Source organism: Candidatus Villigracilis sp. (assembly GCF_057083605.1).
This window is the reverse complement of sequence record NZ_JBXMTI010000115.1, coordinates 12,207-32,018: the sequence shown is the minus strand read 5'-3', so window position 1 is coordinate 32,018 and position 19,812 is coordinate 12,207. Positions and strand designations below refer to the sequence as shown.

General features: G+C 48.1%; 18 protein-coding genes and 2 riboswitches. Of the genes, 1 reads left to right on the top strand and 17 read right to left on the bottom strand.

What is annotated here, in order from left to right:
- Positions 1-23: 23 nt before the first annotated feature.
- From AC14M5_RS17230 to ruvB, 7 genes are all read right to left on the bottom strand, one after another.
- Entirely contained in the window at positions 24-767 is a 744-nt protein-coding gene (locus tag AC14M5_RS17230; RefSeq protein ID WP_484030933.1) for an alpha/beta hydrolase, read from the bottom strand.
- Positions 768-770: 3 nt separating this feature from the next.
- Positions 771-1,436 carry a uracil-DNA glycosylase gene (locus AC14M5_RS17225; protein ID WP_484030932.1) on the bottom strand — a complete coding sequence of 222 codons (666 nt, stop codon included), beginning with the start codon at positions 1,434-1,436 and terminating at the stop codon, positions 771-773.
- A gap of 137 nt (positions 1,437-1,573) precedes the next feature.
- Positions 1,574-2,683 carry a tRNA preQ1(34) S-adenosylmethionine ribosyltransferase-isomerase QueA gene (gene queA, locus AC14M5_RS17220; RefSeq protein WP_484030931.1) on the bottom strand — a complete coding sequence of 370 codons (1,110 nt, stop codon included), beginning with the start codon at positions 2,681-2,683 and terminating at the stop codon, positions 1,574-1,576.
- Positions 2,680-3,579 carry a DKNYY domain-containing protein gene (locus AC14M5_RS17215; protein ID WP_484030930.1) on the bottom strand — a complete coding sequence of 300 codons (900 nt, stop codon included), beginning with the start codon at positions 3,577-3,579 and terminating at the stop codon, positions 2,680-2,682. The genes queA and AC14M5_RS17215 overlap by 4 nt, the downstream gene beginning before the upstream one ends.
- A 24-nt stretch (positions 3,580-3,603) precedes the next feature.
- A complete protein-coding gene (locus AC14M5_RS17210; protein WP_484030929.1) occupies positions 3,604-4,326 on the bottom strand; it encodes a hypothetical protein in 723 nt (240 codons plus the stop codon).
- A 1-nt stretch (position 4,327) separates the two neighbouring features.
- On the bottom strand, positions 4,328-4,555 hold the full coding sequence (locus AC14M5_RS17205) for a DUF2905 domain-containing protein (RefSeq protein WP_484030928.1): 228 nt from the start codon (positions 4,553-4,555) through the stop codon (positions 4,328-4,330).
- 131 nt (positions 4,556-4,686) lie between these two features.
- Positions 4,687-5,709: a Holliday junction branch migration DNA helicase RuvB gene (gene ruvB / locus AC14M5_RS17200; RefSeq protein WP_484030927.1), complete on the bottom strand. Its 1,023-nt coding sequence runs from the start codon at positions 5,707-5,709 to the stop codon at positions 4,687-4,689.
- A 95-nt stretch (positions 5,710-5,804) separates the two neighbouring features.
- On the opposite strand from ruvB, the gene AC14M5_RS17195 reads away from it, so the two are divergent.
- The gene (locus AC14M5_RS17195) at positions 5,805-6,383 is read left to right on the top strand and encodes a hypothetical protein (RefSeq protein ID WP_484030926.1); all 579 of its coding nucleotides are present in this window, start codon (positions 5,805-5,807) and stop codon (positions 6,381-6,383) included.
- 106 nt (positions 6,384-6,489) lie between these two features.
- A riboswitch (cyclic di-GMP riboswitch) is annotated at positions 6,490-6,584 on the bottom strand.
- A 79-nt stretch (positions 6,585-6,663) separates the two neighbouring features.
- A riboswitch (cyclic di-GMP riboswitch) is annotated at positions 6,664-6,752 on the bottom strand.
- A gap of 34 nt (positions 6,753-6,786) precedes the next feature.
- Here AC14M5_RS17195 and AC14M5_RS17190 read toward each other — a convergent pair.
- The 10 genes from AC14M5_RS17190 to uppP all read right to left on the bottom strand — a co-directional run bounded on the left by AC14M5_RS17190 (position 6,787) and on the right by uppP (position 19,794).
- The gene (locus tag AC14M5_RS17190) at positions 6,787-7,911 is read right to left on the bottom strand and encodes an HlyD family secretion protein (protein WP_484030925.1); all 1,125 of its coding nucleotides are present in this window, start codon (positions 7,909-7,911) and stop codon (positions 6,787-6,789) included.
- Between the two features lie 114 nt (positions 7,912-8,025).
- On the bottom strand, positions 8,026-10,455 hold the full coding sequence (locus tag AC14M5_RS17185) for an FtsX-like permease family protein (protein WP_484030924.1): 2,430 nt from the start codon (positions 10,453-10,455) through the stop codon (positions 8,026-8,028).
- Between the two features lie 116 nt (positions 10,456-10,571).
- Entirely contained in the window at positions 10,572-12,641 is a 2,070-nt protein-coding gene (locus tag AC14M5_RS17180) for a GAF domain-containing protein (RefSeq protein WP_484030923.1), read from the bottom strand.
- Between the two features lie 125 nt (positions 12,642-12,766).
- Positions 12,767-13,150, bottom strand: a complete 384-nt coding sequence (locus tag AC14M5_RS17175) for a response regulator (RefSeq protein ID WP_484030922.1) — start codon at positions 13,148-13,150, stop codon at positions 12,767-12,769.
- 60 nt (positions 13,151-13,210) lie between these two features.
- A complete protein-coding gene (locus tag AC14M5_RS17170) occupies positions 13,211-15,103 on the bottom strand; it encodes an ATP-binding protein (protein ID WP_484030921.1) in 1,893 nt (630 codons plus the stop codon).
- A 2-nt stretch (positions 15,104-15,105) separates the two neighbouring features.
- Entirely contained in the window at positions 15,106-16,263 is a 1,158-nt protein-coding gene (locus tag AC14M5_RS17165) for an ATP-binding cassette domain-containing protein (RefSeq protein WP_484030920.1), read from the bottom strand.
- Complete coding sequence (locus AC14M5_RS17160) at positions 16,260-17,006, bottom strand: ABC transporter ATP-binding protein (RefSeq protein ID WP_484030919.1); 747 nt, start codon at positions 17,004-17,006, stop codon at positions 16,260-16,262. Before AC14M5_RS17160 ends, AC14M5_RS17165 begins: the two co-directional genes overlap by 4 nt.
- A 124-nt stretch (positions 17,007-17,130) precedes the next feature.
- Positions 17,131-17,862 (bottom strand): type 2 periplasmic-binding domain-containing protein, encoded by a 732-nt coding sequence (locus tag AC14M5_RS17155; RefSeq protein ID WP_484030918.1) that lies wholly within the window; start codon positions 17,860-17,862, stop codon positions 17,131-17,133.
- A 2-nt stretch (positions 17,863-17,864) separates the two neighbouring features.
- On the bottom strand, positions 17,865-18,959 hold the full coding sequence (locus AC14M5_RS17150; RefSeq protein ID WP_484030917.1) for a M20 family metallopeptidase: 1,095 nt from the start codon (positions 18,957-18,959) through the stop codon (positions 17,865-17,867).
- A gap of 16 nt (positions 18,960-18,975) precedes the next feature.
- Entirely contained in the window at positions 18,976-19,794 is an 819-nt protein-coding gene (uppP, locus tag AC14M5_RS17145; RefSeq protein WP_484030916.1) for an undecaprenyl-diphosphatase UppP, read from the bottom strand.
- Between the last annotated feature and the right edge of the window lie 18 nt (positions 19,795-19,812).

Below are 19,812 nucleotides of genomic sequence, written 5' to 3'. Positions count from 1 at the left end.
TTATGAAGTGGCTATCGCCTGAATTATTTCAACTCCTTCAAAAACTCAACCGTTGCCTGCGCGATCTGTGCCCACTGCTCTTCAGGAGAAATGCCCGCGTCGCTATCGCCAGGTTGAAGTCGGTATGAACCGAACTGGGAATGGTTTCCGCCTTCGATGGGGATGAACTGCGCATCAACTGGAAGCATCGCCCGTGATTCCTCTATTTTATCGCCTGTTGCGATCCTATCATCTGTTCCATAAATGGAGATCACTTTTGTATTCATCGATCCCAATGCGTCATTTGCAGGATACGATGCCCAAAATATAACGCCTTTTATTTCAACATGATTGGCCGCATAACTTGCAGCCACCATACCCCCAAGCGAATGTCCGCCTACGGCCCAATTCCTAACTTCAGGATATTGCGCCTGCACACGATCGGCGGCATCAACATCAAAGAAAGCCAAACTCAAGGGCACGGTCACAAGCGCAACAAAGTATCCCTGCTCTGCGATCAGTTTCAACACTGGCGCATATGCACGATAATCCACGAAGGTGCCCGGGTAAAAAACCATTCCCGTTTCAGGGTGTAAATCCGCCGCAGGAGTGAAAATGATCCAGCCATTTTCAGCGTTCACATGCGCTCGCGAATCTGATCGCATGGCTTGCAATGCAACTTCGGTGGCAGGGAATGCATCACTCGCCCAGATCACAAAAGTCGCCGCGGCAATAACCGAAAAGACAGCAATGGCTGCGGACAGTTTTCTCCAATTTATTTTCGTCAATGATCAATCTTTCTCTGCGAGCTGTTTTGCTTGCAGCCAGATCGCATCGAACATCTTTGCATTTAATTTCCCCGTTGATGTATTTTGCTGGCTTGGGTGATATGAACATAATACCCAGGCACCATTTACCAGCCGATAAGAGGCGCCGTGAGAAAATTTCAGGTTGCGCACCGCGAATATTTTGAGGATTCGGTCAAAGGCAATCTTACCCAAACACACGATCACTTTAGGCCGAATGAGCTGAATTTCCCTTTCCAAAAACGGTTGACAACTAGTTAATTCTTCTGGAGTGGGTTTATTATCCGGTGGAGCACAACGACCTGATGCGGTGATATACATGTCCTTTAGAACGAGACCGTCGCTTCGCGACTCCGCCCAAGCCTGATTCGCAAACCCAGCCCTCTGCAACGCTGGGAACAAAAAATTCCCCGAGGCGTCACCCGTGAATTGACGGCCTGTGCGGTTGGAACCATGCGCGCCCGGAGCAAGGCCCACCACAAGAATGCGCGCTTGAGGATCACCAAACCCAGGGACAGGTCTGCCCCAATATTCATGATCTTTATAAGCCTTGCGTTTAACCCGAGCAACTTCCTCCCGCCATTCGACAAGGCGTGGACATTTACGGCATTGAATAATTTCGTCGTTTAGTTCATCAAGTTGAGGTTGCATACGTCTATGTTAGCATGTTTACAGGTTTGCAGGTTTTAACTTCTATAATACCCACGGTCACAAATTGCGCTTTCCACTTTCTAACAAAAGCGCAATTTGTGACCGAGTGCGGTATAAACATTCGAACTTTCCAAGCTTCAAACTATTAACATTGCATCCCCAAAAGAGTAAAAGCGATAGCCTTCCTGAATGGCAAGTTTGTATACTTCGAGGGTTTTTTCGCGCCCTGCAAACGCACTGACCAGCATAATCAGCGTAGACTTGGGCAAATGAAAATTCGTGATCATCGCATCTACAACTTTGAATTGATAACCAGGCAGGATGAAGATAGAGGTGGGGCCAGTAAAGGCAGTGACGGACGTCCAATCATCAGTGTTCTGTACCGTGATGCGTGATGCGTGAAAAGCGGCTGATTCAAGCGTCCTGACTGATGTCGTGCCAACCGCGATAACTCGTCCACCATTGCTCTTCGTTTCGTTAATTGCATTTGCGGTTGCCTGCGAGAGTTCACACCATTCAGTGTGAATTTTATGTTCTTCAGGATTTTCCTCGTTTACGGGTGCAAACGTATCCAAGCCAACATGCAGTGTGACATAAGCAATCTTGACGCCCCTGGCTTTGATCTCCTCCAGCAATTGCGGTGTGAAGTGTAACCCTGCTGTGGGTGCGGCGGCGGAACCCATTTCCTTTGCGAAGACGGTTTGATAGCGGTCCGGGTCGTTCAATTTTTCATGAATATACGGCGGCAATGGGACATGCCCCACTTTAGGCAAATACGGCTCAATGGGCTCAGAGAATCTAATTAGGCGTTCAGAACCTTCAAGTATTTCTATGATCTCAGCATGGAGCCCAAAGTTTTCGCGAAGCATCCCTGTGGGACCTACCTTCGGCATTTCACTCCGACGACTGGAGTCGTCGGAGTCCACTATTATCTTCTTGCCTACGCTTAAGCCTTTACCACCTACCAAAGCTTCCCAAGTCAATTCATCGCGGCGTCGTAGAAGGAGTAGTTCAACTTTCCCACCTGTCTCTTTATTCGCAAAGATGCGCGCAGGAATGACTCGCGTTTGATTTAATACAAGCAAATCGCCTGCTTTGAGATAATCTTTTATATCGCGGAAAATTTTATGTTCCAATTCACCCATTTCACGGTGCAAGACAAGCAAGCGCGAAGAATCACGCGGCTCGACGGGCGTTTGCGCGATGGAAGATTCAGGCAATTCATAATCAAAGTCCGCTGTTTTCATGGAGAAAAATACATTCCAGCGGCATCACAATTGGTGACCTGGGAATCAGTGGGGATCGAGTTAGGATCAAAATTTGGAACAGGCTGGTCTTGATAAAAGGCAGTTTGCGAATCAGCAGAACATTGAAATTTTACATTTAGGATGCGAAATGTTTGCGGGTCTGCATTAGGGAGAATTTGTTCCATCCAAAAAACAGAGACATTATCTTTTGCGTAAGGGGATTCAAGAACTTCAAATGCGGCGATATCGGCTTGAGAAATGATTTCAGTACGATAAAAGACGTATGTATCGTCATGCGAATATGAATCGTCAATGACCTCAAATGAGTCCATATTTGCGGCATCAATTGGACTACCATTGAAAAATATATTTTTTGAGTCTTTCCAGTATGTAGTAGAACCTGAATCGTCAATGATAGTGAAATTAGACGGGTCATCTGAAATAATTTTGTCACTCCAGTAAATATGCTCATTATCGCGCATCAGATAACCTTGTAAAAATTCAAAGTGATCAGGGTCGTTACTGAAAATTCTATCTTGCAAGTAAACATGATTTGCGTCACGTGAATATGGGTCTTCTAACAATTCAAACGTTACAGGGTCTGCTTCGGGGATTGGAACTCCATCTAAATAAACATGATTTTTATCTTTTGCATATTGTCCAGTTTCATCAAGAATTTCAAACGTGCTGATATGTGCGCCTTCAATTTCAAATGGCTCAGAAAGCCCGAAGCCGGGGTAATAATAAACTTTGGTGATACGAATGTAATATCCGCTGTCACTTAATCGGCTGGGCGGTTGGTTGACTAAATAAAAATATCCAATCCCGCTGATAACAAGGCAGATGAGACAGAGAAAGGTGATTATAGAGATGATGAGCGTGCGATTTGTTTTCATAAGATACCAAATATTTCGTAATGGCTATCTTCCTCTTCGTGTTCGAAATAGTTTCTGAATATTAGCATAAACTGCTTGCTCGCTCCAAGGGGCTGTCCATATCGTAAGAATGCCAGTTTCTTGAAGCAATAGGTTCTTAACAGATGTTGGAACGGCATGACTTGAAACGATAAAGTACCAGAACAAATTCCCAAGCATAAACCTGAAACCATTATGTCCAAATTGCCTTACTGGCATAGGAGGCATGATTATTCTATCAATTTTTTTAGCATCTGGAATGATAACGATAAAACAACCATAATCTTCTGTTTTACCCGGGTTTTCTTCATACAACATATTACGAATAATTTCTTCATGTTTTCTCAAGTTTACATTTGCAAACATTTGACTCGTAGATACACTACTACGCCAAAGTACGGAAAGTTGAAAAAGCTTAAATAACCTGTAATTTACATTATTTGAAAATAAAAATTTCCCGCCAGAGTCCCTTTGAAAACTGTTTATGCTTTTAATTACATTTCTTGCATATCCTTCATATTGACTCAATCTGGTTTCGCATTCTTGGCAAAGTAAATATTCTCGTATCCCCCTCTGTATTAGTTTTTCTTTGTCGCTTGATGAAATAAGCATCGTGCGATGTAACTTATCGTAAACATCATGATATAAGAATTCGGGCAAGATATGCGAGTTTCTTAAGATGGATTGCTTTAAACAAAGTTTACAAACGACATTTCTATCTTCAGCCATCCTACTTATTCCAAAACCTCGCGATTAGATTCAAGACAATCGTCAAAATGACAGAAATCAAAATAGAAGTTGTGAGTGGTAAATAAAACGAACCATTCTCTCCTTCAATGCGAATATCTCCAGGCAGGCGTCCAAGTGGGATTCCAAATTTCGATGCAAGATAAATTCCTCCACCTACGAGGAAAATGACAATTCCGCCGATCATTATGTAACGAGCAAAAGTTTCCATAGTTCATTATCCCGTCTTTGCGAGGGCGATGCTCGTTCGCCCGACACTTGCACCGCGCGCCAGTGCGGTGAGCAATCTCCAATTCAATGAGAGATTGCTTCGTCGGCAAAGAACGCATCCTCGCAATGACGCTAAAGTAACCTCGGCTGGCCTTCCTCCGTATATGCATACCCTAAATGCTCATAAGCAGACTTGGTAGCGATGCGTCCCTGCGGAGTTCTATCGAGAAAGCCAAGTTGCAAGAGATACGGCTCGACCACATCCATGATCGTATCCTGCTCTTCACTGATGGAAGCGGCGATAGTATTCAAGCCAACGGGGCCGCCACTGTATTTTTCGATGATGGTTTTAAGGACACGGCGATCAACATCATCCAAACCAAGCGGATCGACCTGCAAAAGATCCAACGCTTCTTTCGCAACCTTTTGGTTGATCAGCCCATCCGCGCGGACTTGAGCATAATCCCGCACACGGCGTAAGAGGCGTAAAGCAATACGCGGAGTCCCACGCGCACGGCGGGCCACCTCATCAATACCTGTTTCATCAGCACTGACCTTCAACATGCCCGCGGCACGCCGCACGATCTTCTGCATGGCTTCAAGCTCGTAATAATCCAAGCGATAGACCGCACCAAACCGCGCACGTAATGGAGCTGTGACTAAAGCCAACCTCGTCGTTGCACCCACCACCGTGAAATGAGGCAATTTCAATCGGATCGAGCGGGCTGAAGGGCCCTTGCCGATCACAATGTCTAATGCAAAGTCTTCCATGGCGGGGTATAAAACCTCTTCTACTGCCCTGCCAAGACGATGAATTTCATCAATAAAAATCACATCCCCTGCGCGCAAATTGGTGAGAATGGCAGCCAGGTCACCTGCGCGTTCAATAGCAGGGCCTGCTGTTACTTTCACGTTAACACCCATTTCATTGCCAAGTACATGAGCAAGGGTCGTTTTTCCCAAGCCCGGCGGGCCGTAAAACAAAACGTGATCCAATGCCTCAGTGCGATGCCTTGCCGCGTCGATCAATATGGACAGATTCTCTTTTACCTGATCCTGCCCAATGAGGTCATTTAATTTTTGCGGACGAAGGGCATTGTCCACGCGATCATCGGGTCTCGCTTCGGGGTCAAGGGGACGTTTTTTATCGGCCATATTTTCGATTATACCGTAAGCAGGTATCACACTTGTAACAAGGATGGTTTTGTTGTATTCTTATTTCAACCACGTATTCAGGCAAGGAGGATAATATGTTTGGTACTCCAAGTTTCGATTCTCCATTGACATATTTTGGAGTTCTGCTCATCACTCTTGGGGTTTATCTAACACTTTCAGGGTTTGGGATTTTGAAAATTGAAAAATATACCACCGCTGAAGGGGTAAAGTCCTGGGGAAGTGGATTGGTCCTTATTCTTTTGGGCTTTGCAATCCTTTTTGTGTTACCAAGCTACGTGAACGGAGGTAACCAGCAGGAGGTTAGTATTTTGGCCTGCCAGAACGATCCAAATACTGGGATAGTCAATTCCAAGACTCCCGTCGTTCTCGTGTGGGGATGGAGTACAGATGACGAGAAGAAAAGGGATGAAATCATCTCCATATCTAGTTTCATTATTGAGGTGGATGGCAAAGCACAGAATATCGGCAATGCGCAACGAACACTTAAGTCTTCAACCTCCCTATTCTGGAGGTTGTCTATTGGCATATTGACACCGGGCATCCATGAAATCAGACTTATCAGGATATTTTCGCGGGGTTTTACGGATAGCGATGGGACAACATCTGCCGGGTTGCAGGAAGCAGAAATCTGTGAACTGACTGTACAACAGTGAAGAAATCAACAAACCGCCTCCCAACTTTCAGTTAGAGAGAAATGCGGTTTTAAATCAAAGCAGGGATGACCTAAAAAATAAGTCATCCCTGCAAATGGGTTTGCTCTTCGGCAGTCTGGCAGTCTTGATCCCAAAAAATAAACGGATTTTAGACCCATGACTTTGCGTCATCAGGTTTCCCTGATTTTGCCTTTCGGCAGTCGGTCGGTCCTGATCAGCACAGTTGGCTGATTTTAGACGCTCTGACTTTGCGCCGCCGTCTTTTGACGGTTTTGCTTTTTTCGGTAACCCTGACAACCCTGGCTCAGTTCAGCTTTAGGTTCAGGGCTTTGCGCCGCCGGGGTTTCCCCGGTTTTGCTCTTTATCGGAGCTATATCTATTATTACATTTTTTATCGTCAATTTCAATCACTCAATTGTTCTAAAAATACGGCTTCAACCGTCATACCCCAGCGTAGACGCGAATCCGCCTCGTCTACACGAATGCGAACAGTATAAAGGATGTCGCCACCTTGCTGAGTAAAGGCGTTGCTTATCTCAATGACCTTGCCTTTGAGTTCAAGGTCTGGCAGGGCATCCGGGATTAAACTCACCTGCTGGCCCTCACTTAATTTCACAACCTCAAGTTCGGTGATATCGGTCGTTTCCACCAGCCATATGCTGAAATCTGCAATGCTCACCGCGCGGGTTTCTGCGCTAACTTGTTCGCCCACTTTTACACTCACATCAGCAACGGTACCATTGAAAGGCGCAGTGAGGACATAGTTTGCAAGCGCATCTTTCGCCGCATCCAGATTGGCTTTGGCTACTGTGAGCTGGTCGGCGTTTGGTCCGTCCAGGCTTATTTCATATTGATGTTTTGCTTCGGCTTCTGCGGCAAGAGCGGTATCGTAGGCAGCACGGATCGTGTCGCGTTCACGAACATCAGCTTCAAGATCACGGATCGCCTGATTCAGATCGTCCTGTGCCTGCTCCAGGTCATCCTCTGCAATTTTGCGCTTGGAATTATCTTCATCAAGGTCCTTATATTTATCGAATTCGTCCTGCGCATCTTCAAGATCCGCTTTCAGGTCCTCCACTTCAGCCTCGGCATCTTCAATGCGGTTATCGATATCGTCCACATTCAAGTCTTCCCACTCTTCCTCGGCAGTTGCACGCGCAATTTGTGCATCCATATAAACCTGCCAAAGTTTGGCACGGTCACCGCCTTCATTGCGGAGTAGAAGATCATAGGCATTTTGAGCGATGACAACCTGCGCCTCAGCCCCGCCCGCATTTGCGAGGCGCGCGAGCACATCTCCCTCGCTGACAGTGTCGCCCGCTTTCACCAACACTTCCTCCACCACCCCGCGCACCTGAAAGGACAGGTTTGTTGCACGAATAGGTTCAAGCCGCCCCTCTGCAACCACTTCATTTGATGCGACAACTTCCTCGGGCACAGGGGTTGCCTGCGGCGCATTTCCACACGCTGCAAGAAACAGCGCGAGGATTGCGGTCAAGGTAATCAGTTTCAAGATAATCTTTTTCATGGAATCCTTCTTTAATTTTCGAATGACAATTCATGTCTTATAAATTACTTTTAACCGATGGTCTCGATATGCTTTCGCTGTCACTCAAGACTACTCAACCACCATATTTTTAATTTATTCATATGCCAATACTTCACGGATGGTCAGCCGGGCTGCGTTACGTGCAGGCAAGATGGATGCGACCACCGAGAGCACCAACACCAGGCCAAACCAGATGGCATATCCCGTAAAAGTGAAAATAACATCAATAGGAGTCTCAAACACCGCCAAACTTACGATGGTTGAAAGTAAATAAGTAAATGGAATGGATAATATGATCGCCAGCACGAATGAGATCGCGCCGATCACAAATCCCTCGCTGATCACGGTCCGCATTACGGCGCGGTCATCTGCACCGATGGCACGAGTGATGCCAATTTCGCGGGTCCGTTCCAGCACGTTCATACCCATTGTGCCAGTCAACCCCATCGCGCCCACAATCGCGGTTAAGATCGCCATGATGAGCAGGAACACCACCAGCGTATCCAGACTCTCCACTGCCGTATCCAGCGAAGCACGCCCTGCCTGTGCCACACGCACCTTGAAACCACGTTCGCGGAAGAATTTATCCAACTCCTCCGCTTTCACATTCTGATAAGATCTTTCGTGGCTTTCAGTGACTAAACGATAGGAATAGGAGCGGTTCGCCAGGTTGTTCATTTGCGAAATATATTCGTAAGGAGCATATGCCAGCACACCTTCGCGGTCTACAAATTTGAAAATACCCACCACTTCCCAATATTCATTGCGCCCCTCTATCTTTAACTTAACATGATCTCCAGGCTTGATATTCGGAAAATATTGATAGGCCGCCTCACTCAATGCCAACTTTCGCACATCATCGGCACGGATCCAGCGTCCTTTCACAAGCAACGGTTCGATCAGCACACTATCCGAAGGCGGACCAAAGATATTGATGTTCTCCAGCACCTCATCGTTTGCATCCAGCAATTCGCCGCTTACGAATTGCCAGCCTTCCATGCCCACAACGCCATCCACCTGCATGACCATTTGCTCGATCTCACGTAAGCGATACGGCTCGTCAAAATCAAGAGATATATCGGCAACAAAATATTTTCCGATCGAGCCGATATACTCGTGCAAAGTGGTGCGGACGTTGAAGACCGCGATAAAAATCGCGCCACCCATTGTCAATGTAAACAGGGTCAGGATCAATCGCCCTCGGCGGCGGAATGTGTTTCTCAAGGAAATAATAAACGGACGCGGGAAATGGATTCCGCGTGAAGCCAGGATTCTCGTAAGCTTGATCATCATCCAGTCGAACCATGAGACGCGCGTCTGACCAGCCTGAGGCTGACTCTCATCCCCGGTCAAGTCCCCGCTGAGAGCGCGCAAGACCGTGATACGCGACCCGCCAATGACAGGCGATAACCCCGCAACGAGAGGGACCAGCAAGCCGACTGCGATCTGGATCAACAAAGCCATCGGCACAATGCGATAACCAAGGATGTTGAAATTCAACTCACTGGAAATGAAGAGGGCAAGCCCATATGCACCCTGTCCGCCTAATGGCACGGCGATCAGCAAGGCCAGCGCCGCAAAGGACATGATCAATACAAGGTACATCTGGAAGACCTGGCGCCTGCGTCCGCCCACCAGTTTGATGACACCGATATGACGCAAGTGCTGGTTTAACAAAGCACTCAAGGTATTCGCAATTAACGAACTGGAGAGAAATACGATCAGGATTCCCAGCGCCATCAGAATGCCAAGAATCGCGTTGACCGTGCTCGCCAGTGGATGCTCATGCGTTTCAGCGAAGCGTGTGCGGATCACCCGTGTATCGTTCTTTTCGAGCTTATCCTTTAACTCTGCGCCAACCTCGCGGATATGGAAGATATCATCGCCGCCAGCTTCCACAGTGATATAAGCGCGGTTATACAGCTCAGGCTGACGAAGATACTGTAAGGTATTCATATCGATATAGGCATACGGAGATGCCAGAAAATCGCCAGCGCCCATGGCAATATCCTGCACCACGCCAACAACGGGCATTGTTTTGGTGGAACCATCCTGCAATTGGAATTCCAGCACATCACCCACTTGTACATTGAGGCGGTTTAGCGCATCACGTTCAAGTACCACTTCACGTTTATCGGGGACGGCTTCCCCTTGAAGTGGAGTAAGCAAGTTAACAGTGTTGGCTTCAAAATCTTCAAAAGCCACCATGTCGAACGTTGTCCACTTCTCTGTTCCAGCCACGCGTACGCGAGTATTGAATACACGGCGGCCCTCAGCATCCAGCACGCCGTGTTGGTTTTGAATGGAGGCGAGAACATCATCATCGAAGTTTACGGTACGAAGTTCAACATTGGCAGGCTTATTGGCCGCATACGAAACACTCATGTCATTGGAAATGATCTGATACGCGCCCGAGATCACTCCAATGGAAAATACACCCACAGCAATGGAAAAAACCACCAACAGGGTGCGTGCCTTGTTATCTATTAGATCGTGAAATACTTTACGCCATCGAGGTCTCATAAATTACTTTCAGAGACCTGACAGGTTTCATTCGCGCCGCCGCCAATCATAACTTGTGAATGAACGGAGGTCACAAATGATCGAAGTTCTGTTGAAACCTGTCAGGTCTTAAACTCCTACTTCAACAACTCACTGACTTCATTCGCAGAATACGGCTTCACAGTTACGTCCTTCACGCCGCCGCGCAGGAATTGTGTCACACGCTCGGGGTTGATCGCAGATGTGAGGATCACGGTCTTCGCTGTGAGACCTGCCTCTGAAAGCGCAGACAGGATATCCATCATGGAAAGAGAGGCGATGTTTTCATCCACAAGGATCAAGTCAGTAGGTGGCAACTTCTTCAAGTCGGTGGATTGAGTCAATTTGACTTTCGTGCCCTTGAGCAATTCTGTAAAGAGTTTTGACCAATCATCGTTATCGTCGATCAACAGGATTTCCTTCACGCTTCCTGTCTGGACCAGGTCAATGGATGCGCGCCCCTGCGGCATGAACATGGCGACAGTTGTACCCTTGCCTGGCCCGCTGACAAGGGCGATGCGTCCCTGTGATTGCGAAACGACATGCATGGCGGCGGGCAGGCCAAGCCCATGATGCGCAACACCGCGCGTTGTAAAGAATGGCGACCATGCTTTTTGCATAATTTCTTCGCTCATACCAGCGCCATTATCATCAATGTCAATTTCGAGAATGCCGCGCTCTTCGGTAGGATGCACACTGACCTTTACAGACTTGGCTCCCGCCTCTACAGCGTTCTGCAAAACATTTCCGAGTGCGCGAGTGAGCTGGGTGCTATCAGCAATGACATAGGCCGCGAGAGGATCAATTTTGACCTTGAGCATTTTTTCTGAAATACCGCGCTGATGGGCAGCGGTCTGCAATACATCCGCAAAGAGAACGGGACGCGGCTTCATCTCACGTATTGCACCGATCAACTGTTCTTTCACCTGAATGATCTGCGCGGCGCTTTCGGAGATCATGTCAAGGTCTTCCTTCAGAGATTCGATGTCCACTTTTCCATCGGCGATCTCTTCGCGAAGACGGGAAACTGTCAGCGAGATAGGGAGCGTTTTGTTGCCAATCCAATGAATGGCTTCGGTGGAAGCGGTGGTGAGCGCTTCAAAAACCTTGTTACGCAAAATTTCGTTGTGCGCTTCCTTAAGTTCATCAATCAGATGCGCGTTATTGATCGCAACGGCCAGATGCTCCGCCATGGTCAGCAAAGTGGTGATGTCATCTTCGCTGAAGGCACGTTCTTCGGAGCTTTGAATGGTAACCGCGCCCAATGCCTGGCCGCCATAAATGAGAGGCAACGCCATTTCGGAACGAGTATGCGGCAAATGCGGATTCTTGAAATGCACACGTTCCTCGCCGACGTCAAGGGCGATGCGCGCTTCTCCCATTGCAATACATGCACCGATCATAGAGTCTGTGCCAACTTTGAGCTTGTGACCATCCGCCACCATGGCTTTACCTGCCTTGCCATAACCCGCACGCAGAACGGCATATTCACCTGTTTCATCCAGCAGGAAGACGCCTGCATAATACAAACCGTAGGCTTCGCAAATGATGTTCACAGTTTGCGGGAGAAGTTTTTCAAGGTCAAGAATGGAAGTGACCTCTTTGCCCACGCGATTTGCAGCCTTCAACAAACGCGAGCGGCGTTCAGCCTGGCGATGCAAATTGGAATTTTGAATTGCAATCGCAAGCTGGTCGGCCATGGTCTGCAGAGCGGCGATATCTTCATCATGGAAAGCCGCTTCTTCAGTGGATTGAACCGTCAACGCGCCGATGACATCATCCCCTACAATTAATGGAAGCGCCATTTCGGAGCGTGTCTTTGGCAGGTGTGGATTCTCAAAGAAAACCGCCTCATGCCCAACATCCAGAGCGATACGTCCCTGCCGATTTGCAATAGACGCGCCAATCATCGAGTTCCCGCCCACTGCAAGTTTATGTCCCTCGGTTATCATGGCCCTGCCCGCTTCACCGCGGCCCGCTCTTAAAACCGCGTATTGTTTTTTATCATCGAGCAGGAACACGCCTGCATAATAAAACCCGAATTCATCGCAGATGATATCCACGGTGCGTTGAAATAATTCGTACGGGTCGAGAATGGTGGTGATGTTCTTTGCAGCACGTGCCGCGGCTTTCAATAAAGTTGCATGTCGGTGAATATCGTTTGTCATAATAATTTCCTTTATATAATCTTCAATTTGTTATGGTGGTCGAGGCCACATATCACTATTAAAGGGATGGTCTCGGTACAGGCTCGAAAATCACTCGCCTTACTCGACCCGACCATCGGAGTATGTTACTTACTCAATATCTTCTGAATCAACTCCACCAGCCCTTGCTCCCGGCCTTTCACAAAAAATGCGTTTGCGCCATGCGAGACTGAATCTTTGGCCTTGTTCACTTCATCATAAGCCGTGAGGATGATGATGGGCAAGCCTGCTTTCTGCCTTTTTAAGTCATCCAATAAATCAAACCCTGCGCCAGATTTTGGTGTGCCGTCAAAACCAGGCATGTTCAGATCCAGCACAGCAATATTGACTTCACTCGCATTCTGTGCGAAGACCTCACTTCCAGTTTTACAATCTGAGGCTGTTAACACATCGAAGCCTGCCCGCAATAATGTTTTCTCAAGACTGCGTTGAATCAACTTCTCATCATCCACTAAAAGAACTGTTGTCATTCATCCTCCAAGGTTTTATGTAGACCTGACAGGTTTTAAGAAACCTGTCAGGTCTAGTAATTACTTTTCCACAGGCAGGCGCACAAAAAAGGTTGTGCCCTCGCCTTCTTTGCTTTCCAATGTAATTCTTCCACCGTGTTGATTCACAATTTGCATCACGGATGAAAGCCCCAACCCTGTGCCGCCGCTTCCACCTTTGGTGGTGAAAAACGAAACCCAGATCTTCTCTTGAATCTCTTTTGGAATCCCAGGCCCATTATCTTTTACAGTGACCAAAACAAATTTCGGGTCATCATCGCGGCGTCCGTGAATGGAAATTTTCGGCGCAGAAGTGGAGGACAATGCCTCCCACGCGTTCTTAATTAAATTATTGAAAACTTGTTCCACTTGTCTTGCATCCACATGAGCGGCGGGCATATCATCGGCCCAGTTCATTTCCACTACGTCGTCGGGCAGGCCCATATTCTCAACTGTGTTCGTGATCATTTCGCTCAAAGAAACAACCTCGTCGTTACGTTGACGCGCAGGGCCGATCAATCCTTCTTTGATATTCAAAATCGTAACAGCGCTATTCTCAGCAATATCCAAGTCTTCCATCAACGACTCAACGCTGACCAAAGCCTGCAATCGATTCGGCTTCATGGCAGACATCTCAACCAGGATTTTGTTTAGATCAATTTCCAGCGCCTGCGCCTCTTCTTTGACCGTTTGAACTGCTGCTCGCAAAGAATCATTTTTCAAATCTGATGCATCGACCTGCGCTACCAGAGCCAGCAGGTATTGCAGATCATCCCGCACACGTTGGATACTGCCCGGGATCGGCGCAGCTTTATTACCCACCCAGTGAATGGCTTCGCCAGTGGCGGTAGCTATGGCTTCAAATGTTTTCGTGCGCAGAATCTCAGCATTCGCATCTTCGAGTTTATTCATCAGTTGCGCGTTATTGATGGCAATGGCAACTTGTTCGGCCATGGCTTGCAGTGAATTGATATCGTCTTCTGAAAAGGCATTCAACTGATCGCTTTGCACGGTTAACGCTCCAAGTGCCACAGAGTCCACTACCAGAGGCAGTGCCATCTCAGAACGGGTGGCAGGCAAAAACGGATTCTTGAAGCGCGATTCCTCCCCTTCTGCATCCAATGCGATCTGGGCCTTTTGAGTCGAAATTGAAAGGCCGATCATGGATTTGTCATCCACAGGCAGGCGATAATTATCCGCCATCATCTTGCGTCCTGCGGCGGCATAACCTGCGCGCAAGACAGCCCATTTCCCATCATCGGAAACGAGGAAAATTCCCGAATAATAAAAGTTGAATTCACTACAAATGATATTGACCGTATGCTTCAACAGCTCATCCATATCCAATATCGAGGTGACCATTTGCCCAACACGTGCGGCAGTCTCCAATAATTTATGTCTGCGTTCAAGCATGGAGAACATGCGCTCGTTCTGCTGAAGTAAATGTTTGTTTTTCTCCAGCGCACTGCTCAACTGGCGGATATTATCTTCAAGGCGTTCCACCAATTCCTGTTGATAGGCCTGCAAATGTTTTTCTGCATGCTCCAGTTTCTCAACCCTGCCATGCAGATATTCATCCACCAGCTTCGCAAAACTACCATCAATCGGCTTTGAAATAAACCCCACTGCGCCTGCTGCAAGTGCACGTTCCCGCGCGCCGGGGGATGTATCTGCCGAGATAATAACAATGGGTGTATTGGGCAGCATCTTCTTTAAACGAGTGGCTGCTTCACTACCCGTCATATGCTGAAGGTTATGATCCAGCAGGATCAGGTTGGGATTGGTTTCTTCTGCGAGCTGTAACCCATTCAATGGATCAGCCGCCTCCAACACCACATACTTATCTGAAAGCAAGCGGCGAACGAGCGCCCGGGACTCGTCACTGGTTTCAATATAAAGCACTTGCGGAATGGTACGTGGATCGGATGCGGGCATCTTCATCTGCTTCTATAATCAACGATCTTATGGGCAACAAGCCGCCTTTGTACGATCTTCCCCACAGCTTCAGCAGTAATAGGGGATTCGTTCATCACGCGAATAAAGTCGGCACGCGGCAGAGCCAGCACTTCCACGGGCTTGCTGGCTGCCCGCACATTTGCAATAGACTTGCCCCCGCGCAATAATTCCATCTCGCCAAAGAACTCAGTCTCGCCCAAACGTGAAGCTATATAATCCTTCTTCCTCTCCTGCAAGATCACTTCCACCTCACCTTTGCGGATCATGAAGAAATAATCCACATGTTGATCGCGAGGGATGATGGTCTCATGCGGCTGATAAAGGCGCTCTTCCACCAGTTTGGTGAACTCAAGCATGTGGCGGTGTCTTAATTGAGGCAGGGACTTTGCGATGGTTTCATCTATCAACTCACCGTCGGAGATGATGATATTGCGATCCGTGCGCGCAGTCAGGGATGGGTCGTGCGTCACCATGACGATGGTTTTCCCTTGTGAAACAAAATGTTCAAAGAGCCCAATGATCGTATCGGCGGAACGCGTATCGAGGTTGCCCGTCGGTTCATCAGCCACCAGCAAGGGAGGGTCACAAGCCATGGCACGCGCGATCGCTGCGAGCTGCTGTTGACCCGTGGATACAAGGACAGGCAATTTATTCGCAAATTTCTCCAGGCCCACCAGTTCCAGCAGATCCATGGCTCGTTCGGGGCGCTTATCGAAATCGTACATATCGACGTAATCCATGGGGAGCATCACATTTTCGAGCAGAGTAAGCATGGGCAGTAATTGGAAAAATTGGAAGACGATGCCTAAATTCATGCCGCGCCATTTAGAGCGCTGGCTTTCGGTGAAGTTCGTATAAATATCCTTGCCGTTCACCACCACCTGTCCGTCGCTGGGGTGGTCAATGCCTGTGACCATATTCAACAAAGTGGATTTTCCGCTGCCAGATTTGCCAACAATGGAAACGAACTCGCCGCGTTTGATCTTCAGATCCACACCCTTGAGGACGGTGAACTCGCCCGCTGCGTTGGAGAAACGTTTGACGACGCCATGTAGTTGGATCATAGCGTCAGATTCGGATGATGTATTTCGGAGGGGATCAGTTGACAGGTTCGCCCTGAGCGTAGAAGAAGGGTTCATTTCCTGCGCCTCCGAATGGTCTTATTAAATTTTGATTCAACAGAATCATCTTCGTTCGCCAACTCCCCATCGATGATATTTATACTGCGCGAGAAACGACCCGTCAGACTGGAATCATGCGTAACCATGATGATGGTTTTGCCTTGAGAGGTAACGAGATGTTCAAAGACTTCGAAGATATGATCGGCTGTGATGGAATCAAGGCTGCCCGTCGGCTCATCCGCAACCAGGATGGACGGATCATTAGCAAGTGCACGCGCAATGGCAACGCGTTGCTGCTGCCCGCCCGAAATGAAGGCAGGCAGTTTATTGGCGTGCTCCTCCAACTCAACCAGTTGCAGCAACTGCATGGCGCGGTCCTTGGATTCGCGCGGCTTGAAATTATCTGAAAGATCCATTGGGAGAGTGATATTTTCAACCAGTGTGAGCATGGGCAAAAGTTGAAACGACTGATACACCACGCCCATGTTCCTGCCACGCCAGAGCGCGCGTTGATCTTCGCTCATCTCATGCACAGAAATATTTTCACCGCCCTCGCGCACGACCACTTCGCCTTCGGTGAGTTGATCTACACCATTGATCATGTTCAGCAAAGTGGATTTGCCCGCCCCAGACTTTCCAACAATTCCAACAAATTCGCCCGCGTTAACCTTGAGATTGATATTCTTTAACGCTGTGAAATCCCCCGCCGCAGTGGAATAGGTTTTTGATACGTTAAGTAATTCGATGAGAGGTGTGGGCATGTTTTATCACTTGTCATTGCGAGCGTACTTCGACGCACGAACACCGTCTCGCAATGACATGAACTGATTTTACCGCCATTGTGTAATTCGTTGCAAAAAGTGGGCCTGCAAACGGTTTTCAGTCTTATTGCAGACAACCAATCAATTCGCTAACCACCCCTTGTGGCTCTTCTTTTGTAATCGCCAATACTGGAACCACTCCCGCAGAATACACATCGCGGACATTACCCGCCACCCAATGCCTCGGCAGGATTCCGACAGCATTGGATTCTGAATTCACCACATCTGACATTTCCTGCGGGTTGACAGCCACCCTTGCAAACGAAGTGACGCTTCTTCCGTTCATCACAAGCTGGTCAAACAAAATTTGCACATCCGCCTCTGACGCATATACCCAAACCTGCACCGAGGCATCTCCCTGCCCGGCAAATAAATCTTGCGCCTGCTGTAAAGATAAATTCTGCACAGGGCTTTCACGATGTGTGACGATCAATATTTCCTCTTCATCGATCTGATAGGCAGGTGAAGCGAGCATCTCTGGCTCGCCCACAAGCAAATAAATATCAGGCGATTCCGCGTCGACCCTCAACACGACAGCTCGATCATTTGCACAAGCAAACAATTCGCTCATCCATGGCTCGGCGGCGGTGGTGGCGTATACAGTGACGGCTTCTGTTTGGGAGGCTGTTGGTGTTGTTGGAGTACAGGAGAAGAGGAGGAAAGAGGAGAGGAGAAAGAGGATAATGTCATTGCGAGGAACGCTCTTGTTCTTCGTGACGAAGCAATCTCCTGGTTGTGTAGGAGATTGCTTCGGGCGGAAATGCACCGCCCTCGCAATGACGAAAATTAATTTCATATCTACCAATTCTTCAACAGCGCCACGAGGAGATTTTTTCTTTCTTCGAGGCTGTCTGCAAAGATGAATTCGCGATCTGAGTGATAGCCTTCACCGATGGCGCCCATTCCATCTAGCACGGGAATGCCCAATGGAGCAATGAAGTTTGCGTCAGATGCACCGCCAGTGCCGCCTGATTTTAGTTCCATGCCTATGCCAGCCGCAATGAACCTAGCTTTTTCGAAGGTCGCTTTCATCGTTTCGTCGAAAGGCATGGGTGGACGATTCAGGTTACCCGAAATATGAAGCGAAGTTCCATCCAGCACAGGTTTCAGCTTATTCATCTCAGATTCAATGCGTTCCCATTCGCCGGGCTGCATCACGCGCACATCCACTTTGATCTCAGCCTCTTCAGGAACAACATTTGAAACTGTGCCACCGTGAATCACACCGACATTGAGCGTGGTCTGTCTTTCATAATCGGTCATCTTTTGAATGGCAATAACCTGATGTGCGATTTCTTCGATGGCATTGCGTCCTTTTTCGTGATCGCCACCTGCATGTGCGGCACGTCCTTTCACCTTGACTTGAAAGCTGCCCCCACCCTTGCGCCATACTTTTAGCGAGCCATCCACCAAGGCAGATTCAAATACAAACACCACCTCAGATTCCTTTGCCAGCCGCTCGATCAATTCACGCGATGTATGACTGCCGATCTCTTCATCGGATGTACACAGCAATGTAACGGGGCGTTGAAACGCCCCGGTTTTTTGTGCCTCCTCCAATGCTGCAAGACAGATGACAATACCTGCTTTCATGTCCAAAGTACCGGGACCGAAGATCTTTCCATCGGCTTCACGATATGGCATTTTGGGAAGTGTCCCAAGCGGGAAGACTGTGTCCATGTGGCAAAGCAAAAGAATCGGTTTGGAAGATTGCGTTGAGGAGAAGCGGGTCAAAACATGATCGCCAGTTTGCTGGTTTGGAATAATTTCAACCTGAGCACCAAGCCTGCGGGCTTCTTCTGCAACAATAGCGCCAACCCGGTCCACGGCAGCTTTATCATGCGAGGGAGATTCAGTTTCTATAAGTTTTTTGAGCAGGGATTTCATATTCATGATTCTTCATCATCCATTACAACAATTGGGAGATCAATAGAAAAGCGCCAACGACGGCGCAATATAATGCAAACACATATAACGAATGTTTTCCTAAATAAGATAATAACCACTTGATGGTCACCCAGCCCACCATTGCGGCGGTAACAAACCCTGTAATCAAGTAAGGCATGAACTCTGTTGTGTTCGGCAGGATGATGACTTTAACGGATTCGTATGCGCCCGCCGCAAGCAAGATCGGCGCGGACATCAGGAAGGCGAAACGGGCCGCCGAGGGACGGTCAAAGCCGCGAATCATGCCGCCAGCTATCGTGGAACCTGAACGCGATGCACCGGGGAAGATCGCCAGCACTTGGAATAATCCCACAGACAGCGCATCCACCCATGTAGCAGATTCGAGCTTTCGGCTTTTCTTATCAAAATATTCCACCGCAGTTAACAAACCAGCTGTGACGAGCAAGCGAACCCCTGCCAATATTAGCGGATCTTCAAACATGGTCTGGACTACATCCTTCAGGATAAATCCTGCGATCAACGCAGGAATAGTTGCCACAATCACCAGCCAGCCAAGCTTTGCATTTAGGCTCTCGAATGGCATTCTATGTTTTATGCCAAGGAAAAATGCCTGCGTAATCTGCCAAATGTCCTTCCAAAAGAAGGCGAGCAGGGCAGCGACTGTCCCTAGTTGAACAATAACGTTAAATGAAAATGTTTTTGCATCAGAGGGAAGCCCAAGTAGGTTACTTGCGATAAGTAAATGTGCGGTAGATGAAACAGGAATGAATTCAGTCAGTCCCTGAATGAGACCGAGGAGAAAGGCATGGACGAGGGTCATATGTTCCTTCTAAGATTG

Bases quoted from the DNA above. Each gene is read 5' to 3' on its own strand.
- AC14M5_RS17225 (WP_484030932.1), bottom strand. From the start codon at position 1,436: ATGCAACCTCAACTTGATGAACTAAACGACGAAATTATTCAATGCCGT.
- queA (WP_484030931.1), bottom strand. From the start codon at position 2,683: ATGAAAACAGCGGACTTTGATTATGAATTGCCTGAATCTTCCATCGCG.
- AC14M5_RS17215 (WP_484030930.1), bottom strand. From the start codon at position 3,579: ATGAAAACAAATCGCACGCTCATCATCTCTATAATCACCTTTCTCTGT.
- AC14M5_RS17210 (WP_484030929.1), bottom strand. From the start codon at position 4,326: ATGGCTGAAGATAGAAATGTCGTTTGTAAACTTTGTTTAAAGCAATCC.
- AC14M5_RS17205 (WP_484030928.1), bottom strand. From the start codon at position 4,555: ATGGAAACTTTTGCTCGTTACATAATGATCGGCGGAATTGTCATTTTC.
- ruvB (WP_484030927.1), bottom strand. From the start codon at position 5,709: ATGGCCGATAAAAAACGTCCCCTTGACCCCGAAGCGAGACCCGATGAT.
- AC14M5_RS17195 (WP_484030926.1), top strand. From the start codon at position 5,805: ATGTTTGGTACTCCAAGTTTCGATTCTCCATTGACATATTTTGGAGTT.
- AC14M5_RS17190 (WP_484030925.1), bottom strand. From the start codon at position 7,911: ATGAAAAAGATTATCTTGAAACTGATTACCTTGACCGCAATCCTCGCG.
- AC14M5_RS17185 (WP_484030924.1), bottom strand. From the start codon at position 10,455: ATGAGACCTCGATGGCGTAAAGTATTTCACGATCTAATAGATAACAAG.
- AC14M5_RS17180 (WP_484030923.1), bottom strand. From the start codon at position 12,641: ATGACAAACGATATTCACCGACATGCAACTTTATTGAAAGCCGCGGCA.
- AC14M5_RS17175 (WP_484030922.1), bottom strand. From the start codon at position 13,150: ATGACAACAGTTCTTTTAGTGGATGATGAGAAGTTGATTCAACGCAGT.
- AC14M5_RS17170 (WP_484030921.1), bottom strand. From the start codon at position 15,103: ATGCCCGCATCCGATCCACGTACCATTCCGCAAGTGCTTTATATTGAA.
- AC14M5_RS17165 (WP_484030920.1), bottom strand. From the start codon at position 16,263: ATGAACCCTTCTTCTACGCTCAGGGCGAACCTGTCAACTGATCCCCTC.
- AC14M5_RS17160 (WP_484030919.1), bottom strand. From the start codon at position 17,006: ATGCCCACACCTCTCATCGAATTACTTAACGTATCAAAAACCTATTCC.
- AC14M5_RS17155 (WP_484030918.1), bottom strand. From the start codon at position 17,862: ATGAAATTAATTTTCGTCATTGCGAGGGCGGTGCATTTCCGCCCGAAG.
- AC14M5_RS17150 (WP_484030917.1), bottom strand. From the start codon at position 18,959: ATGAATATGAAATCCCTGCTCAAAAAACTTATAGAAACTGAATCTCCC.
- uppP (WP_484030916.1), bottom strand. From the start codon at position 19,794: ATGACCCTCGTCCATGCCTTTCTCCTCGGTCTCATTCAGGGACTGACT.